This window comes from Calothrix sp. UHCC 0171, assembly GCF_034931845.1.
In the GTDB taxonomy this organism is placed as follows: Bacteria; Cyanobacteriota; Cyanobacteriia; order Cyanobacteriales; family Nostocaceae; genus Brunnivagina.
Genome location: NZ_JAYGHN010000009.1, coordinates 108,628 through 127,670, shown reverse-complemented (window position 1 = coordinate 127,670; position 19,043 = coordinate 108,628). Strand labels below are relative to the sequence as shown.

At 39.4% G+C, this 19,043-nt stretch carries 12 protein-coding genes; 2 read left to right on the top strand and 10 right to left on the bottom strand.

What is annotated here, in order from left to right; genetic code table 11:
- Positions 1–167 precede the first annotated feature (167 nt).
- A complete protein-coding gene (locus VB733_RS09685) occupies positions 168–1,514 on the bottom strand; it encodes a P-loop NTPase fold protein (RefSeq protein WP_323339873.1) in 1,347 nt (448 codons plus the stop codon).
- Between the two features lie 1,036 nt (positions 1,515–2,550).
- Between VB733_RS09685 and VB733_RS09680 the strand changes: the two genes are divergently transcribed.
- Complete coding sequence (locus tag VB733_RS09680) at positions 2,551–3,399, top strand: cell division protein FtsQ/DivIB (protein WP_323339872.1); 849 nt, start codon at positions 2,551–2,553, stop codon at positions 3,397–3,399.
- Between the two features lie 1,412 nt (positions 3,400–4,811).
- Positions 4,812–6,113, top strand: coding sequence for a cell division protein FtsZ (gene ftsZ, locus VB733_RS09675; protein ID WP_323339871.1), 1,302 nt, complete (start codon positions 4,812–4,814; stop codon positions 6,111–6,113).
- A gap of 651 nt (positions 6,114–6,764) precedes the next feature.
- Here the strand turns inward: ftsZ and gshB are convergent.
- The 9 genes from gshB to VB733_RS09630 form a co-directional block, all read right to left on the bottom strand.
- Positions 6,765–7,730 (bottom strand): glutathione synthase, encoded by a 966-nt coding sequence (gene gshB, locus VB733_RS09670; RefSeq protein ID WP_323339870.1) that lies wholly within the window; start codon positions 7,728–7,730, stop codon positions 6,765–6,767.
- Positions 7,731–7,859: 129 nt separating this feature from the next.
- Positions 7,860–8,120 carry a glutaredoxin 3 gene (grxC, locus tag VB733_RS09665; protein ID WP_323339869.1) on the bottom strand — a complete coding sequence of 87 codons (261 nt, stop codon included), beginning with the start codon at positions 8,118–8,120 and terminating at the stop codon, positions 7,860–7,862.
- Between the two features lie 223 nt (positions 8,121–8,343).
- Entirely contained in the window at positions 8,344–9,528 is a 1,185-nt protein-coding gene (locus tag VB733_RS09660; RefSeq protein ID WP_323339868.1) for a radical SAM/SPASM domain-containing protein, read from the bottom strand.
- Positions 9,529–9,694: 166 nt separating this feature from the next.
- The gene (locus VB733_RS09655; RefSeq protein ID WP_323339867.1) at positions 9,695–10,057 is read right to left on the bottom strand and encodes a hypothetical protein; all 363 of its coding nucleotides are present in this window, start codon (positions 10,055–10,057) and stop codon (positions 9,695–9,697) included.
- 338 nt (positions 10,058–10,395) lie between these two features.
- Positions 10,396–11,289: an exosortase-dependent surface protein XDP2 gene (locus VB733_RS09650; protein ID WP_323339866.1), complete on the bottom strand. Its 894-nt coding sequence runs from the start codon at positions 11,287–11,289 to the stop codon at positions 10,396–10,398.
- 700 nt (positions 11,290–11,989) lie between these two features.
- Entirely contained in the window at positions 11,990–13,750 is a 1,761-nt protein-coding gene (gene hflX / locus VB733_RS09645; protein ID WP_323339912.1) for a GTPase HflX, read from the bottom strand.
- Between the two features lie 251 nt (positions 13,751–14,001).
- A complete protein-coding gene (locus VB733_RS09640) occupies positions 14,002–16,488 on the bottom strand; it encodes a tetratricopeptide repeat protein (RefSeq protein ID WP_323339865.1) in 2,487 nt (828 codons plus the stop codon).
- Entirely contained in the window at positions 16,485–17,819 is a 1,335-nt protein-coding gene (locus tag VB733_RS09635) for an ATP-binding protein (protein WP_323339864.1), read from the bottom strand. Before VB733_RS09635 ends, VB733_RS09640 begins: the two co-directional genes overlap by 4 nt.
- A 234-nt stretch (positions 17,820–18,053) precedes the next feature.
- Positions 18,054–19,034: an SDR family NAD(P)-dependent oxidoreductase gene (locus tag VB733_RS09630; RefSeq protein ID WP_323339863.1), complete on the bottom strand. Its 981-nt coding sequence runs from the start codon at positions 19,032–19,034 to the stop codon at positions 18,054–18,056.
- Positions 19,035–19,043: the final 9 nt, after the last annotated feature.

The following is a 19,043-nucleotide window of genomic DNA, read 5'->3' as shown; positions in this document are numbered from 1 at the left end:
TGTTTGCTACTGTATAAATACTTAGTTTGCTTGGGGACGCGGGGATGTGGGGATGTGGGGACGCGGGGACGCGGGGACAATTATAGATATGGAATAGATATGGAAAATATGATTTGCATCTCATCTCCCCATCTCCCCATCTCCCCATCTCCCCCTCTCCTTTTTCCTCAAAACTCAGCCCTAAAAACTTTTTTTTGCCAGGCGATGACTTTTTCTGTTTCGGCAAGTGCTGGACTAATGCCAAACCAACGTCCAGTGGGATCGCGATACTCGAAAACAAACATGCTACGTAGCAATCTTTGATATTCGGATTCACCTTTGAGACTTTGTTGATTAACGACTTCGTAAAGTAATTCCCATTCTTCATCGTTGATGGCGAGTAGCAAATCATCACGGTAGTCTTTAATAACTGCTTCTAGGGATTCTCGCGAAAATGGGGGGTCTTCTCTCTGCAAACAACTATAGAGCAAACCTAATAAATTACGAATGTGCCCTCCACTGACGCGACATAGGCGATCTAGGGTTTCGGGTGAGTCGAATAATTCAGCAATCATTCCCAACCTTTCATTCCAAGACGCTTCTGGAAAAGCTCTCGCGAGGACAAGCTGACGTAATAAAGCCATTCCCGGTTCGTAGTCGCTACCACTACGTTGTCTAACTAGTACCATTGGTAGTACCTTGGGGGCAATTCCCCCACCGAGACGATTTTTGAGGGTTTCGTATTCGTTGGAAAAAATTAACGCTAGCGGAATTGTATAAACAAGGTGGCATTTGAGACGACGCAACTGTTCCCCGCGATCTATAAACAAATATTCTGGTTGCGATCGCCCGGATGGCATTGGTCGCATATCGACCCGATCTAAATTATCGATGATGACGACTATACCCTTTTGCCCTCGTGCTTTGAGTTGTTCGTTTGCCCGATCTAGCAATTCTTCATTAATTGCCTGCAAAATGCTATTAGTACGCGGTTCGAGGTATTGTCGTAATTGCGATCGCATCTGTGGACTATCTTTAGTTTTAGCGCTAATTTTGGCAATACCTAGTGAAAACTCGGCTTCTCCAGTCAACTCAATTGGAGTTTGCAAGAAATCACCGATTTCTTTAAATAGATTGGTAAAGTATCCTGGTTTTGTACGAATTTGCAGTGCTTCCAAACTAGCGCTGACTTGGCGGGCAACACTCAATAAAATATCGCTGACATCAATATCAGCCATATCCAAATCCTGGCTAGATTCAAAATACACAACATGGAAACCAGCCAATTCCAACTCTGCTTTCAGTCTTTGCAACTCGGTTGATTTCCCACAACCAATATGACCTGTAAATAACTGGCAAGTTGGATCGTCAGGAGAAATACGTACTATAGTTCGTTGCAATTCTTCAACTATTTTGCAACCGCGCACATCTGAAAAGTCAATGTAATACTGCCTATCCGCAGCATCGCCCATTACTAACGTTTTACTGGGGTTACAGGCTTTGAAAAATCTAGATAAATTTAGACTTGTTTTCATGTAGATGCAATTATTTTGGTACTTTTATATACGATTCCTCTACCCCAAATTGACTAGCGACTTTTGTGACAACATCAATTAATACCCCTGTATTTTGCTATACAGCAGAGAGCATTAGGTCATTTTTGATACGCTAACCTAGTATTTAATCGGGTAGAGGTTGAAGTTATCCCTAGCGATCGCGAATGTATCTGTCTTTTTTACACCCGCTATTTAACTTTTGACAATCTCTACCTACCCAAACATACTGAATGTTTTGCTGAAGATTCCAGAATTATCACATTCTAGCTGGGAATAGAAAATTGTCTTGAATACACCGTATATTAAGTAAGTCACCAACCTGATAACATTGACTCAAATATTTGTCAATCAATCAGGAGTATATATTCAGTTAGGGAGTTTTTGCAATATTTTTGGCAATACCTGTGCCGGGAAATTCGTTTCGGGTATTGGCTAGTGGTTACTGGGTATAAGCTGATGTGTAGCTAAATTGTATAAATGAAAAACATCAAGTTATTGTAGTGTGGGCATCTTGCCCGCGTCTAATATACAAACTAAATGCGCCACAGCTTAGTTCTCCACCTATTTCTGTTCACCTTTTTCCTGAACGCCAATCTTTAGTTTCCCATTCCCATATTTTTTTGGTAGAGTATAAAACTACAACCATTGCATTCTACCGATTCACGCTGAAGACTGAATAGCTACTACTAAATATTTAGCTATGAACCAGCGTACATCCATTTAATCTAGTTTTTGTCAATACCTCATTTGTAGCTTTTTTTCTCCGATGATGGCTCTCACCCCACAGTCAAAAAGCTACATTTGCTCCAAAATAAACGCTGCACACTTTTAAAGAAATTATTATCTGCACGCTCAAAAATTTTGGTGTGAATTTTGAGAATTTGCTGGAATTTTCAGGAAATTCGGGAAAAGTGGTTTGGTGTTGCAAATATGGTTCATTTAAATTTGCTGGTGACTTGCTTATTATTAGTGCAAGACAGCAAACTTGAAAATTTCAGGTGTGGAAGGGGTTTTCATGACTGATATCGCATCAGTATCCCGCACGGATTTAACGCAGAGGCGGAACAAGTTACGCCGACAACGGCGAGTCAAGATTATTCAGAGGATTTGGCAAACAGTTGCGGTTAGTGGTTTGGCTGGTACTTTGTTATGGGGTGCAATCCAACCACATTGGGTCATAAAAGCTGCCAAAGATATCGAAGTCTCCGGGAATCAATTGCTTTCCAATGAGGCTGTGCAATCACGAATCGCTTTATCCTATCCCCAATCAATGTGGAAAATTGAGCCGTCGCAGATTGCTGAGTCTTTACAAAAGCAGCCGGCGATCGCTCGTGCAAATGTTAGTCGTCGTCTGCTGCCTCCAGGGTTAGTTGTGGAAATTCAAGAACGAATTCCCGTGGCGATCGCGGTTGTATTGGAGCGCAATGGCAGTGATGAAGGAGTAACAGAAAAGACATTAGGACTACTTGATATCACTGGGACGTTAATTCCAGCAGATTTCTATAGTTCCTCAAATGTAAAATCAAAACTACCCACTCTCAAAGTGATCGGTGTTCCCGAACAATATCGGCAGTTTTGGGCGCAATTTTACCAGACTCTGAGCCGTAGTTCTGTAAAAATTACTGAGATTGACTGGCGTGATCCCAGCAATTTAATCTTAAAAACTGAATTAGGTCAGGTACATTTAGGCACACCTAATTCTCTACTCCCAGAAAAATTTAAGGTACTTCTGCAAATGGCACACCTACCAGCACAAGTGAATACCGATCAAATCGAGTATATCGACTTGAAAGACCCAGATTCACCAACAATACAAATTTCCCGTAGTACAAATGCTCTGAAAAAACAGCGATTAAATCCTTGAGATTGCAACTGAAGATTTCAGTCATATTTAGCTGGGAAAGGAGGAATGATTGAGATTTGAGAATCTGAAATTGGCGACAATATTGAAGCTTGATAGTGAGAAAATCAGGGTTAAACTCTCAAATAACTAGATAATTGTCAATAAACTTGAGTTTTAAACATTAGAGCTTGTATTATCCCCGCCAATAACTTGAAATCTCTTAGTTAACAACGAGGTTTCATTTTGTGAGATATGTAAATGAGTATTTAGTTTTTGCCTAGATAGGCGAAATTAGGCGTTAACTTCTAATTAAAATAGGAGAACAAGTTTTTAATATTGTTTTGGGAGTAAGATGGGAATTCGTTATTTTCCAAATATCATTACCCAAACATTTAGAGATGAGGCGTAAGGTGTTAGACAATTCGATCATCGCGTCGGCAAAGAAGAGATTATTTATCTTTTCATCCTCTTACTGGAGACAGTATAGCCTGGAGTAATCGATTGGTTTTAACAAACGCCCTTCTGTTCTAGTGAACATAGGTTCTTGGAGAATACTGGTAAGATTTGACTCAGTCGCCTGACGTTTGCGTTGCGTCTCCCCTAGAGAATCGCAGTTTACTAGAAGCGCAGGTTGTCACCAACATAGCTAGCACAAACTTGATTAGCACAAACTACATACCTTATGTATTCATATGTATTTAAAGTTGCAATCTATTGTCATGGTGTTGTAATGGTAAAGTTGATCGAGCAAACAAGACGCGCTATTAGGCGCGTTTTTATCACTGGGTATATTTGTGAGTCAATAATTTTTGACTGTGTAATCATACTTTTCATACCAAAGCCAAAGAGCGATCGCATTTTTGGAGAATATACATCTTCAGCTAACCTATCGCCATGGGGGAAAATCCGACTAAACTGACTTGGCAAAGGTGAATGAGATATGGAAAACCAACCCGAATCTCAGTATCTCGCCAACAGCTTTTTCAATTGATACAAGATTAAAAATGTTTTTGCGGAGAAGCTAAAAATACATATGCAATTGTAAAATTAGTGACAATTATTAACTTACTATTCTCAATGTATCGGTTTTTAATAACACAAATCTTATACGGAGTAAAAGTGTAACATTGCAGTGAATCGACAAAAGTCCGGTTGAAGTTATACATATCAATTTTAGGTAAATACTAGGTATACTTCTTTAGAATTACCATTTGGTTCGCCGATTAATAGCTTCGAGGATGACAAACTAAAAGCCAATAACTTGATTACAGGCGTAGCCAAAACCAACTTTCCGATCGCCCACCCAAAATCGTTTGGAAGTTATAAGCCGCAGAAAAAACATATCATCTTTAATGATGGTAGCCTTGCAAATAGTTGACCTACTAGGTGAATAACACCTTAAAAAGCCGTTTATCTACAAGCACGCAAATCCCATGACACTTGATAATAACCAAGGGCTAACATATAAAAACTCGCAATCTCCAGGACAGCCCGGATTATCGCTCTCCGTAAACTCCAACAACCCTTTTAGCCATTCGGGTCTAAATTTTGGGTCGAATAATGACAGCAAAAAAATTCCGATTGAAGATGCCCGCATTGGCGACATAGTTCCCGGTAGGGTTGCAAATATTAAAGTAATTGGGGTTGGTGGTGGTGGTAGTAATGCCGTAAACCGCATGATTGCTTCAGATGTCGGTGGAGTAGAGTTTTGGTCAATCAATACCGATGCTCAAGCACTAACTTTGGCATCTGCCCCCAGTCGCCTACAAATTGGACAGAAATTGACAAGAGGCTTAGGTGCAGGCGGCAACCCGGCGATCGGTCAAAAAGCCGCAGAAGAATCACGAGATGAAATCGCAACTGCTCTGGAAGGTGCTGATTTAGTTTTTATCACTGCTGGGATGGGAGGCGGTACTGGTACGGGTGCAGCCCCAATTGTGGCAGAAGTCGCCAAGGAGATGGGAGCGCTGACAGTCGGTGTTGTGACACGCCCATTTATTTTTGAAGGTCGCCGTCGTACCAGTCAAGCTGAACAAGGTATCGAAGGACTTAAGAGCCGGGTAGACACACTCATCATCATTCCTAATAACAAGCTTTTAGAAGTGATCCCGGAACAAACTCCCATGCAAGAAGCTTTTCGTTATGCTGATGACGTACTCCGTCAAGGTGTCCAAGGCATCTCGGATATTATTACCATCCCCGGCTTGATTAACGTGGACTTTGCCGATGTGCGGGCAGTCATGGCAGATGCAGGTTCGGCATTAATGGGAATTGGGATTGGTTCTGGCAAATCACGCGCCCGTGAAGCTGCGATCGCGGCTATTTCTTCTCCTTTGCTGGAATGCTCAATTGAAGGTGCGCGTGGTGTTGTGTTTAATATCACGGGTGGTAGCGATTTAACATTACATGAAGTCAATGCTGCTGCCGAAACCATTTATGAAGTGGTTGATCCCAACGCGAATATTATTTTTGGTGCAGTCATCGATGACCGACTCCAAGGGGAAGTGCGCTTGACAGTAATTGCCACTGGCTTTACTGGCGAAGTCCAAACCGCACAAACTCAAACCAGCGCCAACCAACGTCCCGGCATTGTCACCCCACAATCGCGGCGACCACTGCAACAGCAACAACCACCAACAAATACACCAGCACCAGCCCCAACCGCAGAACCCAAAAAACCCGGATTGGATATTCCTGATTTTCTACAACGGAGACGTAAAGACCCAGGAAACTAAGCAAGTCCCAATTGGTAATTTTTCTGTAGCGGCTGGCAGATGCTAGTACCAATGTATCATAGATTTCTTGTATTAAAGACGAGGTAATTCCTTGAATTTATAAAGCTTTAAATTCAAATACTCCATGTAGTTGAAGTATTTGTATTGAAGTGTTTGTACTATGTATTTGTAATTTAGTGTTCCCTGAAGTTACCGATTGATAGTTAAATTAGTTAATTTTCTCCATCAATCTCTATAAAAACCATTACCCCAATGTTGGGCAAAATTCGTCGCCACGCGAATTAATGTGATGAATTCAATCAAAATCAAGTTAGCAGGAGTGTCAGCCAATATCATTACCTGCTCTAAATTTGCTATGTAAAATTTTTTTAGATATTTTTCTAATAAACCCCAAAAACAGGTAGGGACTTCCTAGAATTTTTGCAAATTTTTATACCCAATCCCCTAGTAGTCTGTCAATTTTGTTTTGAGGGGTTTTTGGTAGTGGGGAGAGGAGTTTCCGGGGAGATATTCTTCACGGAAAACTCCGGGGACGGAAAGCCCGCGTGAGCGAGAAGCTCACACTATAGTCCCTCATTTCAACCCTGACAGACTACTAGTAGTCCACCTGTAAATTTTTTGACTGCTTCTCAGCCTCCGGGCTGGAAACCACTAATCTTTTTTCCCCTCAACCCATTTAATAACTTGCTCACCGAGACGAGTCCCTTCAAAACGATCAATTTCGCGGATGCCTGTGGGACTAGTAACATTAACTTCAGTGAGATAACCACCAATCACATCAATACCGACAAAAATTAAACCGTCTTTTTGCAAAGTTGGTGCTAGTTGCTGGCAGATATCAAGTTCACGTGGGGTAATTTCCGTTTTCGCAACCGTACCGCCAGCAGCCATGTTATTACGAAATTCGCCAGCAGTTGAAAGACGATTTAAAGCGCCTATGGGTTCGCTATTGAGCAAAATAATCCGTTTATCTCCTGCTTTCGCCTCCGGCAAATAAACCTGCACCATCACAGGTATTTTGCCTTGTTGGGTACTAAGTTCAACGATTGAGTTGAAATTACGATCGCCTGCTTGCAAAAATAAAATACCTTCACCAGCTTTATTTCCCAGAGGTTTGAGAATCGCTGCACCCTTAGCATCAACAAATTGGCGAATGACTGATTTCTCAGCAGTCACAATTGTTTCGGGAATTGCCTGAGCAAATTGGAGCGCATACATTTTTTCATTTGCTGACCGTATGCCACTAGGATTATTTACTACCAAAGTTTTGTTTTGGTCAATGTAGTCAAGAATATAAGTTGCATACAGATAGGCAGTATCAACGGGAGGGTCAGTCCGCATAAATACTGCATCCATAGTTTCCAGGCAGCAATTAATACTTTCACCTAACTGATACCAAGGATTAGCAGCAACCCAGCGATCGCTTACCAGTTCAATTGGTGTCAGTTCAACTCTTTGGAGAAAAGCCCAAGCTTGGCTGTTGACTACACTTAGCTGACTCGCTTGAGTTATCCAAACTTCGTGTCCCAAAACACAGGCAGCTTCCATAATGGCTACACTGGTATCGTGGCAGGGATCAAGTTTATTAATAGGGTCAATAATAAAAGCCAGTTTCACAATTGCAGCCTCAAGGAAAAAGGGGAAGGAAAAATTTTGTCATACCCGCGATCGCAGGAAGTCAAGTTCAGCGATTACCAATTCATCATTAAACACAGCCAACCTGCAAGCCGACAGGAATCAGGATTTCTAGTTCGCCAGTAAATTATCTAATTTTCCCTGGGCATCAAGTGCGTGGATATCATCACAACCACCGATATGCAGATCATTGATAAAAATTTGTGGAAGCGATCGTCTACCATTTGCTCTTTCTGCCATTTTGTCGCGTGCGTCTTCGTCTCCATCAATGCTGTATTCGGTAAAGTTAACACCTTTGTTTTTCAATAAAGCTTTCGCACGAATGCAAAATGGACAAGTTCTCCAAGTGTAAATTTCTACTTTGGCTGCCATAAGGTTATGATTTTGTTTACTCTTATTTTTCTTTACAGTTCTTAATTGTAAACTGCTACTAGCAGAAATTGTCCAGTTATACCATTTCACGAAAAATCTGATACAGATGTAAATCCTGAAAGCTTTGCTGCATCTAAGTTTTTTAATTGCGTAGCTTTAGCTTCTCGCGAAGCGAGTATTGCGACTTGCGAATTGTGAATTGGTATTAGGCGGGTAGGTTTAATTAAATATAAGCTAAACTTGGTGAACTTTGGCTGTTGACATTAAACTTATCGAGCGTAATTGTTCCTCTCTCTACATCAATAATTCCCATTTCAAATAAACGATATTCAATATATTGTCTAATTCCTTTATCAACAATGCAATTAATCGAACCATCTTGATTAATTTCATTATATTGACGATTACCTTCAGCGATAGGATAGCCGCTACAACTGCCAAAGAATTTACATTGACTGCAAGTTTCTTGAATTCTCTCTTCTGCTTCCCTAATAATTTTTTGATGTTGAGAGCTACTAATTAACGCTGCTAGAGGTTGATTGAAGATATTACCGTGGCTATGGGTAATTGCATAAGCATCCGCATAGCTGTAGACTTCTCCATCCACATCGACAATATAAATTGACTCCCATTCGCGTTTGTCGTAGAAACTCGTGGGTGCGTTGGGGCTGTAATGATAAATTACTTGTTTAATTGCTTCATAAATTGGTGATATCCAAACAAATTTATCATCTGCTAACCATAAATCGACAAGTTTTTTATATGCTTCTAAAACTTCGTACGCAGTGATTTCAAATCCTTGATGTTGATTTTCAAATGAACCTTTGAACAAAGGTAATATTCTGGCAGAAAGGTTCATCTCGCGATAAAAGCTGTATATCTCTGGAATAAAATCTAGATTTTGCTTTGTCAGGACACTGATACACCCAAAATCGATATTTGCATCTGTGAGTTTGTCGATATTTTCTAAAACCTTATTTTGGGATTCAATACCTGTTTGATAAACTCGTAATCCTCCAAATAAATCAAGTGAAACTCCAACACCATCAAATCCTGATTTTAAAAGTTTTAATCGTTGTGAATCTAATAAAGTTAAATTAGTTTGTACACCATTTCTAATCCGAATATTTTCATAATTAAATATCTTTTTTTGTAAATCAAAAACTTGCCAGTAAAAATCAGGTTTTTGTAATAAAGGCTCTCCACCATGCCAAACAAATTCAATTTCTATAGGAAATTCTAGATTTTGATAATAATTAGCAATATTCGTAAACATTTTTTCAATTTGAGCTAGTGCGATCGCATTTTTATTCCCTAGTTCTGCATATTCATAGCAGTAGCGACAACGGAGATTACAATGTTTCGATGTTTTGACCACAAATTGAACTTTTTTTGTTTCCTGTGTCATGATAATTACCTACTTTGTTAGGAGAATAATACAGAATAAATTTTTGTAGATTTGTAGGTATTTTAGGGTGCGTTAGAGGGTCGTTCTTAACGCACCAAAGCTTAATCAGGGAATATTAAGCGATCGCTATTAATACCTGCTTCCCGAAAGTTTTAAATATTCACACTTAAGGAGTTTGAATTTGTTTGAATGTACCAACTGCGGATGGACGTTGTCTGATAGCTGGATTTGTGATAATTGAACCATCGATAGGTTTTGTAAAGTCAGCAAATCCTGGTTTTTCTTTAAAGTCAGCAAATCCTTCTTTAAATGGGTCTGCACCAGTGGTATTGATTTTTCCTGGAGTCAAGATATCAATTTTGTTGCGAACAATCGGATTATCGATTTTCTGAATATTTGCTTGATTTACAGTAGTTTTAGGAATAAATGGATTCGCTTCTGCCTTGGCAACTGTGCTAATAATTGAACTTGCTACAGCCAAGCTCATTGCTAAGGCAAAATGGCTAGATTTAGAAGGTAAAAGATTCATTTTTTTTCCTGGTAGGTGATTGATTTTCTACATTTTCTACAAGCGATTTTGTTTTTCTCGCTCCTACCAGTTGATATGTCCGACTGTTTTGGTTTATGCAGGGTTAGATTGAGTTGCCAAAAAAAATGGCTCAGAAGTTTTAGTCTACTTCTAAGCCCAGATATTAATTAGGCTGATGAAACTCTATGCTTTGACTTAATCTTCGGAGGAATTCTTCTTATTGTTCTTTTCCTTGGTTTTCACAGCACCAAGAGCAAAATATTTGTAAAAACCGCACCAAACTCAGTATCTTAACTTAGTCCCATTCGCCCTACAGATGTAAAACTAACTATTCTTGTTTAACTCTGGGTAACCAAGTTTTTATTTTTCTTATTAATTCCAAACGCACTTAAAGTCATCAAGCCCAAAGCTGCTATTGTACCTGGCTCAGGAACTTTTCTCCGTGGAGGTGGTGAACTTCTGGCGATTACTTTGAAATCAGGTCCATTATAGCTTGTTCCATTGGCTATTATTTGAATACCGGCAAAAGCGTTGACTCCCAATTGTTGGAGGCTGACTCCCCATGACCCAACGTTTTGAGCGCCAGCAATTTCCGTTGTATCAATCTTGTAACCTGCGTTATTTTGCTGTGCCTTAGTTAATTTGACTAGATTACCAATTAATTTACCATTACTATCTATGGCTTGGATATCCAAGTTACTGTTCATACCCCGTTCCCAAAAGAACAAGTTATCTAATCCGGTGTCGTCTTTTTGAATCAATTGGTCGAAGAAGAGGTTCATTTTAAACGAACCATTATCCTCAGTATCGATAATATTGTTTAAGTTTTTGTTACCTAAGAAGGTGGCAATTTCAGTACCAGTTGGGTTTTTCAGACCAGAAACAGCGATGGGAGAAGAAGCTAAATCACCTTTATCTGTACTAGCTGCCCCAGTGTTGTTATTGTTGTTTCCAGGCGTGCTAGTACTGTTTGATTTGACTCCGGTGATTGGTGTGTTTGATAAGATATCAACTGTCTTGACAAAGGAAAAGTTGTTAAACGTAACGTTTTGTTGGGTAATCGAACTTTTCTGGGTAATCGAGTTTAGCCAAATGTCACCTTTAGAAGCATTTGCACCTGTCATAGATTGAGTAAAGTTTGTCTGAAAACTTGCGGCTTGAGCGGACGGAGAAAGCACTACAACTGCGCCTAAAGAGATAAAAACAAAACTAGATATACGGTGAAAATTCATGTTATTTGTTGTTATTTGTATTCGTTAGTATTTAAAAAATGAGTGCATTCAGTCAATGAATACTAGATTGACGCTTCAGAGAGTCGTAAACATAATTTGCCACATGCAATACAAGATAGTCTATAGTTACTCTGCATATTTATTAGAAATTTATCTTAGTGAGTATCAATTATAATTTTTTACGTAATTATCTCTGTTTCAGTAATTATGCTGGTTCAAGATGTTTAAGATATTTAGTAAAACTAATATGTAATCTTACGGAATTATTTTATCAAGCATAAATTGTTCATAAATCAATACTTTATTTTGTATAAATATTATATTTGCTATTAAAAATAATACTGATCAATTCAATTGAATTATAGACATAAGATAAATTAGGAAATGCGATCGCCTGTCCTCAAGTGAAAAATTCAGAATAGTAATATCTAGTGTTTACACTGAATTACCCAGCCATTAATAGTAAAAATCTACAAAAGCTTATTTTTAGCCTTCTGCCTTGAAAATGCTCCTTAGATGAAAATCTAAATAGATAGATTCTGTTATGCATTTTCATGATTGGCGGTGACGGGTGCGTCATGGGGACTGCCTTCTTATACTAGTGTGTATGATTTTGGCGAATTTATTGATACAAAAAACAAATTACGCGGTTAATATAACCGCGTAATTTACTATTGAAAATTTATCTATTTTCCTGTATTTACTGAGATGAAACCGCGTAGTGAATCAACTGTCCAAGACGCTGACGCAAGGTTTCTAAACCTAAACGCTCGCTGGCGGAAATAAACACAGCCATCGGGAATTCTTCCCGCGCTAATGTAAGAGTTTCACTGCTAGCTTGATCGATTTTATTAAATACCACCAATGCCGGACCCGGTGTAATGGGCATTATTCCCAAAATATCCCGTACTGCCCGAACATGACTCAACCAAGCTGGATGGGATAAATCAACCAAATGCAATAAAGCGTCAGCTTCTGTCACTTCTTCTAAGGTGGCGCGGAAAGCATCCATCAAAGCATCTGGTAGTTCATGGATAAACCCTACCGTGTCGGTAATGAGAATTTCCTGGGGTATATTATTCGTCGCACCAGGAACTATCAAACGTCGCGTTGTCGGGTCAAGTGTCGCAAACAATTGGTCAGCTACATACACTTCGGCATTTGTCAAGGTGTTTAGTAGTGTCGATTTTCCGGCGTTGGTATATCCAACCACAGCGATGGAAGGAATTTGCTCATGTTGTCGTCGCTGGCGCAAACGCGATCGATGTGCTTGCAGTTGGTTGACTTCTTGCTGCAACCGGGAAATACGTTTGCTAATTGCCCGTCTTTCGGTTTCCAGCTTGGTTTCACCAGGACCTCGCGTACCGATACCGCCCCCCAGTCGTGACATGGCTTGTCCGCGTCCGGTGAGTCGAGGCATCATATATTCCAACTGTGCTAGTTCGACTTGTAATTTACCCGCACGGGATTGGGCACGTTGGGCGAAGATATCTAAGATGACTTCGGTTCTGTCAACAACGCGGACACCAATTTGGGCTTCGAGATTGCGGACTTGGGAAGGGGATAAATCGCGATCGAATACAACCAGATTCGCCCCTAAAGTTTGTGCTGTGAGGGCAATTTCTTGGACTTTTCCTTCCCCGACGACTGTTTGGGGATGGATACGACTACGTTTTTGCCACATTGTTTGCAAAACTTCGCCGCCAGCAGTATCAACCAAGCGTCCCAATTCAATGACAATGTCTTGGAATTGGTGGGCTGTGGTTTTGTCAGTCATTACCCCAACAATCACAACTCGATCGCGATCGCTGCTAACATCTTGCCCACTAAATTCGCGTTGAAATTCTTGTTCGAGTTCTTCTACCAAGTCGATAAAATCTTGGTTGGACAAGACATCCAAACTCATTGGTGGCGAAATATGCCAACTTGGGGTTGGTAGGGAGTTATCCTTGTCATTTTCAGATGCGCCATTATTGCCGGAATTGATATTGACTGAAATACGAGTATCTTGTGCAGTTAGGTGCGCTAGATAAGCCTCTTTTACATATCCAGTCGCCCCACCACCGCGTTTGGTAAATCCGGTTCCGGTAATATTCAGCACAACTAGGGCATCAAGTCTTTGCATCGCCATTGCTGTCAAAGCTGCATCGTTTGGTGGCTCTGGCTTTAAGTGTGTCGCGACACAACGGATACCGCTAAGTCGTTCTGCGCCGTAACGGGGCAATTCTAGGGGCGGAATCTGCGTTTGACGTGGAGTGCCCACACCAACCCGGATGACTTGTCCGCGACGATTGATATAGGCACATACAGGGAGATTAATTTCAGTGCTAATTGCTGCCAGACGCTGGGAAAATTCGGGCGTGGTGACGCGATCGCCCGGTAAGCGCTGGTGGTACAGCCGTTGCAATTGTTTTAGCTGGCTGCTCTTTAAACCTTGGAGATTACCAAAGATAGTCTCGATAGGCGTATATAACCAGTGAACTGGTCCTCGAATGCTTCTATGTCTATTTTAGAACATTGACCTGCGATCGCGTTAGGTTTTGGAGGATGGGTAAAAATAAGTAGTGCGGGCATCTTGCCCGCGCGAGCAAGATGCTCCGGAGTTTTCCGTGAAGAGCATCTCCCCGGAAACTCCTCTCCGCGCTACCAAACATTAAATTGTTCAACTTATTTTTACACGGCTCCTAACGGTAATTGAGGAATAAGATTATTTTAATGAGATTTCCCCTCATTTTTCACAACTTGAGCCGTGAGATAGATGACTGTCCATTCATTAATGACTTGATTTGGTTTTATTTTTAGCTGTTGTCCGATAACTTCGATGGATTTGTTTTTTTGACGGAGATCAAGAATTTTTCTTTGTAGGGGAGTGAGTTCTTGATAAAATTTTTGCCATTGTTTTTGATTGAGTTGAAAGTTATTTTCCTGGGAAGGATTTTTTAACCAGGTATCAACAATTCCTAATTTTCCAGGTGTGGCGAATAACCGCAAGGTGTGATAACTAATTTTTTCTCGCAATCCATATATTTCTTTGATTGGTTTATTTAATTGTTGGGCGATTTCTTCTTGAGATTTGCCTTGGAGATATAGTTGCAACCATTTCACTCCATCTTGTCCGACGTTTGTGGCTAAATATTCTTCAAATTCTTCTTTGGCTATATTTTGTAAAAATGTTGCATTGGTTTCTGTTTGTCTAATATCTGACTGAATTATTTCTTTAATATTAATTTCTGGAGGTTTAATTGCTGGAAATGCTCTTGTGTCAGTAATTAGTCTATTTTTTTCTGTTTTCCTGGTTGTTTTGATTCCTTTTCTAATTTCTCTTCTAATTTTTAGTTGAGTTGTGGGATTTTCTCTTTGATTACGACATAAATAATTAATCAAAGCATGAACTATTACAGGTTGATTACTGATTGGACGCAAACAATATTCTTCTGCTGTCGCCAGTAGTAAGGCATTTCGCAGTTCCATGTTTGTTGTATATTGAGCGATCGCAGTAATATATTCTTGAATATATGTATCAGTTTGTAATATTTCTTGAACTACTGCTTCTAATATATCCAGAATGACATATTGATTTTCCTGACTGGAAGTAATCAAGGCGTGAATTTTTCGCCGTGATGTAATAAAGTCTGCCAGGATAGAAATTAAATGATTGTAAGCTTGTTCTCGGCTGAATTGAAAATATCTTTGGCGTAAAATTTTATAGCGATATTCCATTGCTTGTTTAGCAATTTCCAGTTCTTGAGAATTGAGTTTCTCAAATATTTCCAAATCAATTCCTAAGAGCCAATCTACGATTGCATCCTTTGTATTACTATTTTCTTCTGGGTAATCAAAATATAAACGCGATCGCCAATATAAATCTAGTTTGGCAACTGAAGGGGTGATATTATAATCTTCATAACCGACGAAACTAGAGATGAGACTATCGAGTTTATAAAGGAAATAATATTGTTGGATTAAGGCATTGATGATACTATGATGGTTGCTTTCTTCGTGATGATTGATACTGGCGATCGCATTTGTTAATTCAATGGCTTTTTGGTAACTTTCTATTGCTTCTTGATGTAATTCTAAAGCATATAATGCATTTCCACGGGCAAACCAAGTTTTGTGTTCCTCTGGTTTAATTTTTAATGCTTGTTCAAAACTAATAATTGCTTCTTGGTAACGTCCACAATTTAATAATGCAATCCCTTGATTAAACCAATATTCATGTAGTTCTGGTTTAATTTTGACTGCTTCTTGATAGGAAGATATGGCATCTTCATATTTCTGTAAATTATCACTTAGGACTGCACCACGATTATTCCAAGCAGAGTCAAAATCTGGTTTAATTTGTAAGGCTTTGTCAAATGAAACTACAGCCTCCTCAAATCTATCTAAATGTCGTAATGCTAACCCTCGATTGTACCAAGCTTGATAATAATCTGGCTTAATTTTAACTGCTTCATCGTAGGAGGAAATTGCCGCTTGATATTCATTTGCAGCAACTAATAAATTACCTAATTTAAAGAGTAAATCGGCACGATTTATTTCTAGTTGATAATCTTCGGCTACTAACTCTTGAAATTCTAAAATTTTCTCAATTTTTTGTTCAGGAGTCAATTTTAAATATTCTTCGTAATCTCCCTCTAAAATCAATCGTGATGATTCTTCTGCAAATACTTCTGGAGTTATTGGCAATTCAAAAACACCTGAACGCCAATCAAAAAAATCTGGAGCGCGGTGAATTAAATAACTAATAGAAAATGAGCGTAAGATAAATACAAAACAAATATTAAAATCATCTCTAAACCTTTCTCTCTGTTGGTTAAGATGATTTAAAATCGGTGGTACACTGCTTAAATTACTAAATTGTCCTTCGCTAATTTCACCAAAATTACGCTTTTCATATTTATACAAAGAATATTCTAAGCCAGTAATTAATAAAATATCAACTTGCTTATTTTGAGTAAACTCAGCCACCCTTTGATACAAATTATTAATAGCTTCAGCTAAACGTAATACTTGAATTTTCCTTTGAGGAATTTCCTGTTTAATTCTCGTAATTACCCGTTCCGCTTCAGTTTGTGAACATTGGACAAAAAATAAGCCAAAACCTTCTTTGCGCGTCAGGGCGCGAATTAAATCTTGATACACCTCCTCTGGTTCTGGAGATAAATCATCATCCCAATCGTTCACAGATGGATTCATGAAAGTCTCGCCAGAGCTTCTTTAAATTCCTGTATTCCTTGAATTAATGGATGGGTATCATACCAACGATGCATTTCTTCTTCTTCATCTAAATAACGATATTCTAAAAGGCAACGATTGTACATTAAACAACGATATTGATCATCATTAATAATGCGTTTAGAAAGAAATATTTCTGCCAGTAAATCCCATTGATGATTTTCTACAGTTCGACGATAGGTATCTCTAGCTTGAGTGATGGCACGTCGAACTGCTTTTTCAGTAATTGGCAATTCTTCAGTACGCGATATAGCATCTTGAGTTAATAACAGTAAATTTCTCACATGTCCTCCACTCATTAAACAAAGTTTATGGATTGTTTGTGGATTATCAAATATCTGTGTTTCTAAAGATAATTGTGGCGCATGTTGTCGCACCCGTTTGCGAATAACTTCTCGAAGTTTCTTTAATCCTGGTTGATAAACCTCCCCCGTGGGATTTCGTACCATTATCATTGGTAAGATTAAACAATCCCCATAAATATCCCTTAAATCAGTGGCTCTAATGGAATAAACCATGGAAATGGGAACAGTATAAATTAAGTGGCAATCTAAAGCCTTTAATTGTTCACTACGATCTAAAAATACCTCATCGTAATTTGTGCGATCGCCTTCTTTAACTAATACCATACGATCTAAATTATCGACAATCACCGCCAGTTTAGTATAACCATTTGGTAGTCGCTTTTTGGCATCACTAAGAAATTCATTTAATACCTTAATCAAAGTCACAGTGTGAGGATTAATCTTCTCGCGAATCTGTTGTCTCAATTGCGGCACCGCCCGTAAATTGGCTGTTAACTTGGCAAACTGAGACATTTGCAATTCAACTCCCATATCCTCAAACTGCATCTCAGTTTGTGCTAAATCTCTTAATTCTTGCCAACGCTCCTGCAACCAGTTTAATAATGGACGGGGACTGGCAATATCGCCTAAATCCCGCAGCAAACGCCGGGTACAAGCCAGAAGTATATCTGTATACTGAGCATCTTCGGAATCAATATCTTCCTCGTCAGCAGCAAAATATACAACATAAAATTGACGATTTTCTAAATACTGTTTTAACTTCAGTAACTCTGTTGACTTACCTGCACCTCGATGTCCCGAATATAGTTGATAGGTATTCTGGTTTGCTAGTTGAATGCGATTCCCTAATTCTTCGATAATATCCGCATCTCCCCGGACATCCTGACAGTCTACATAGGTGGGGTCTCCGGCTGGGAGAGGGCGAAATGGGTCGAAAGCATTGTAGAGATTTTTTAAAACTTCGGTATTATTGGCAACACTTAGCATAGATACTCAAGATGACGCTTTCGTTATACTATCTAAAATTGTAGAAAAAATCACATATCACTAGTAGGCTAAGTAAAATTAGTAACTCATACCAATTCTTCAAAAGAAAGTAACAGATGGAGAGACACGGAGATTTATTTTATGTTTTGCCGAATTTTGGAGAAACGATATTTTTTGATAAACATTCTCTAAATTCCATTATTCGTAGATTACAGCTATAAAAATTGATAGTAATCAGATTTTTGGGGACTTGAGGGTACTGATTAGTAGTAATGACCAGGGTATTTTGAGGTCGGGTATCAGCGATGAATATTTTCTCAGTGCAGGTAAGGCTGAGGGTAGCAAAAAACGCAGAGAGCGTAGGGATACAGGAAGATTCCCATCTTGATCTACAATTCCGTATTGCCCTGCTAACTCGGCAACAATTTGGACTTTGCCAGTACGGTGAATAATATTTGCTTCACTCGCAAGTTTGGCAATCACTCTGCCAGTAAGTAAAGGAGTTTCCCAGTTGTAGCGATCGCTCATTAGTGAGGTTTGATTGTTGTTAACATTTGTTTGTTCTATTTCGGATACCATCTGGGAAATATGCTCAGTACCCACAATACCGGGCCATACTGAGATAGAAGCGATGTTGTATTTTTTGAGTTCAACAGCCATATCCGCAGCCAAGCGATCGCAGCCTGCTTTACCTGCACCGTAAGCTGCACCAAAGATATAGGACATACCACCCCATGAGGAAATGGTGCAAATTAATCCAGAGTTATGCTGAGTCATCATCCGGGCAGCAAAAATACTGGCAACATAGTGACTACGTAAACCAACATGATTACAAGCATCCCAAAGACTGGGTTCAAAATCCCAGAAGGGCTTGCCATTGACATCTTTTAATGCCTGTACGCCTGAGTAAACATTATTCACTAATAGGTCTAGTTTGCCATTCTGCTCATCTTGGATACGCTCAAATAGTAAACGCACCTGCTCATCGTCGCTATGATCTACCTGGAGAGGAATACAAATACCACCCACCGCTTCCACTGCTGCTTGGGTTTCCCGCAGACTACCGGAAATTTTTTCACCAGCATTTGAGCGATCGAGGCTGCGACCGGTAATGTATACAATCGCACCTGCCTCGCCAAGCCCAATGGCAATTCCCTTCCCTAAACCCCGCGTAGCACCTGTAACTAATGTGACTTTATCTTTGAGATATTTCAAAGTAAATCT

Coding starts and splice junctions, on each gene's coding strand:
- VB733_RS09685 (WP_323339873.1), bottom strand. CDS start 1,514: ATGAAAACAAGTCTAAATTTATCTAGATTTTTCAAAGCCTGTAACCCC.
- VB733_RS09680 (WP_323339872.1), top strand. CDS start 2,551: ATGACTGATATCGCATCAGTATCCCGCACGGATTTAACGCAGAGGCGG.
- ftsZ (WP_323339871.1), top strand. CDS start 4,812: ATGACACTTGATAATAACCAAGGGCTAACATATAAAAACTCGCAATCT.
- grxC (WP_323339869.1), bottom strand. CDS start 8,120: ATGGCAGCCAAAGTAGAAATTTACACTTGGAGAACTTGTCCATTTTGC.
- VB733_RS09660 (WP_323339868.1), bottom strand. CDS start 9,528: ATGACACAGGAAACAAAAAAAGTTCAATTTGTGGTCAAAACATCGAAA.
- VB733_RS09655 (WP_323339867.1), bottom strand. CDS start 10,057: ATGAATCTTTTACCTTCTAAATCTAGCCATTTTGCCTTAGCAATGAGC.
- VB733_RS09650 (WP_323339866.1), bottom strand. CDS start 11,289: ATGAATTTTCACCGTATATCTAGTTTTGTTTTTATCTCTTTAGGCGCA.
- VB733_RS09640 (WP_323339865.1), bottom strand. CDS start 16,488: ATGAATCCATCTGTGAACGATTGGGATGATGATTTATCTCCAGAACCA.
- VB733_RS09635 (WP_323339864.1), bottom strand. CDS start 17,819: ATGCTAAGTGTTGCCAATAATACCGAAGTTTTAAAAAATCTCTACAAT.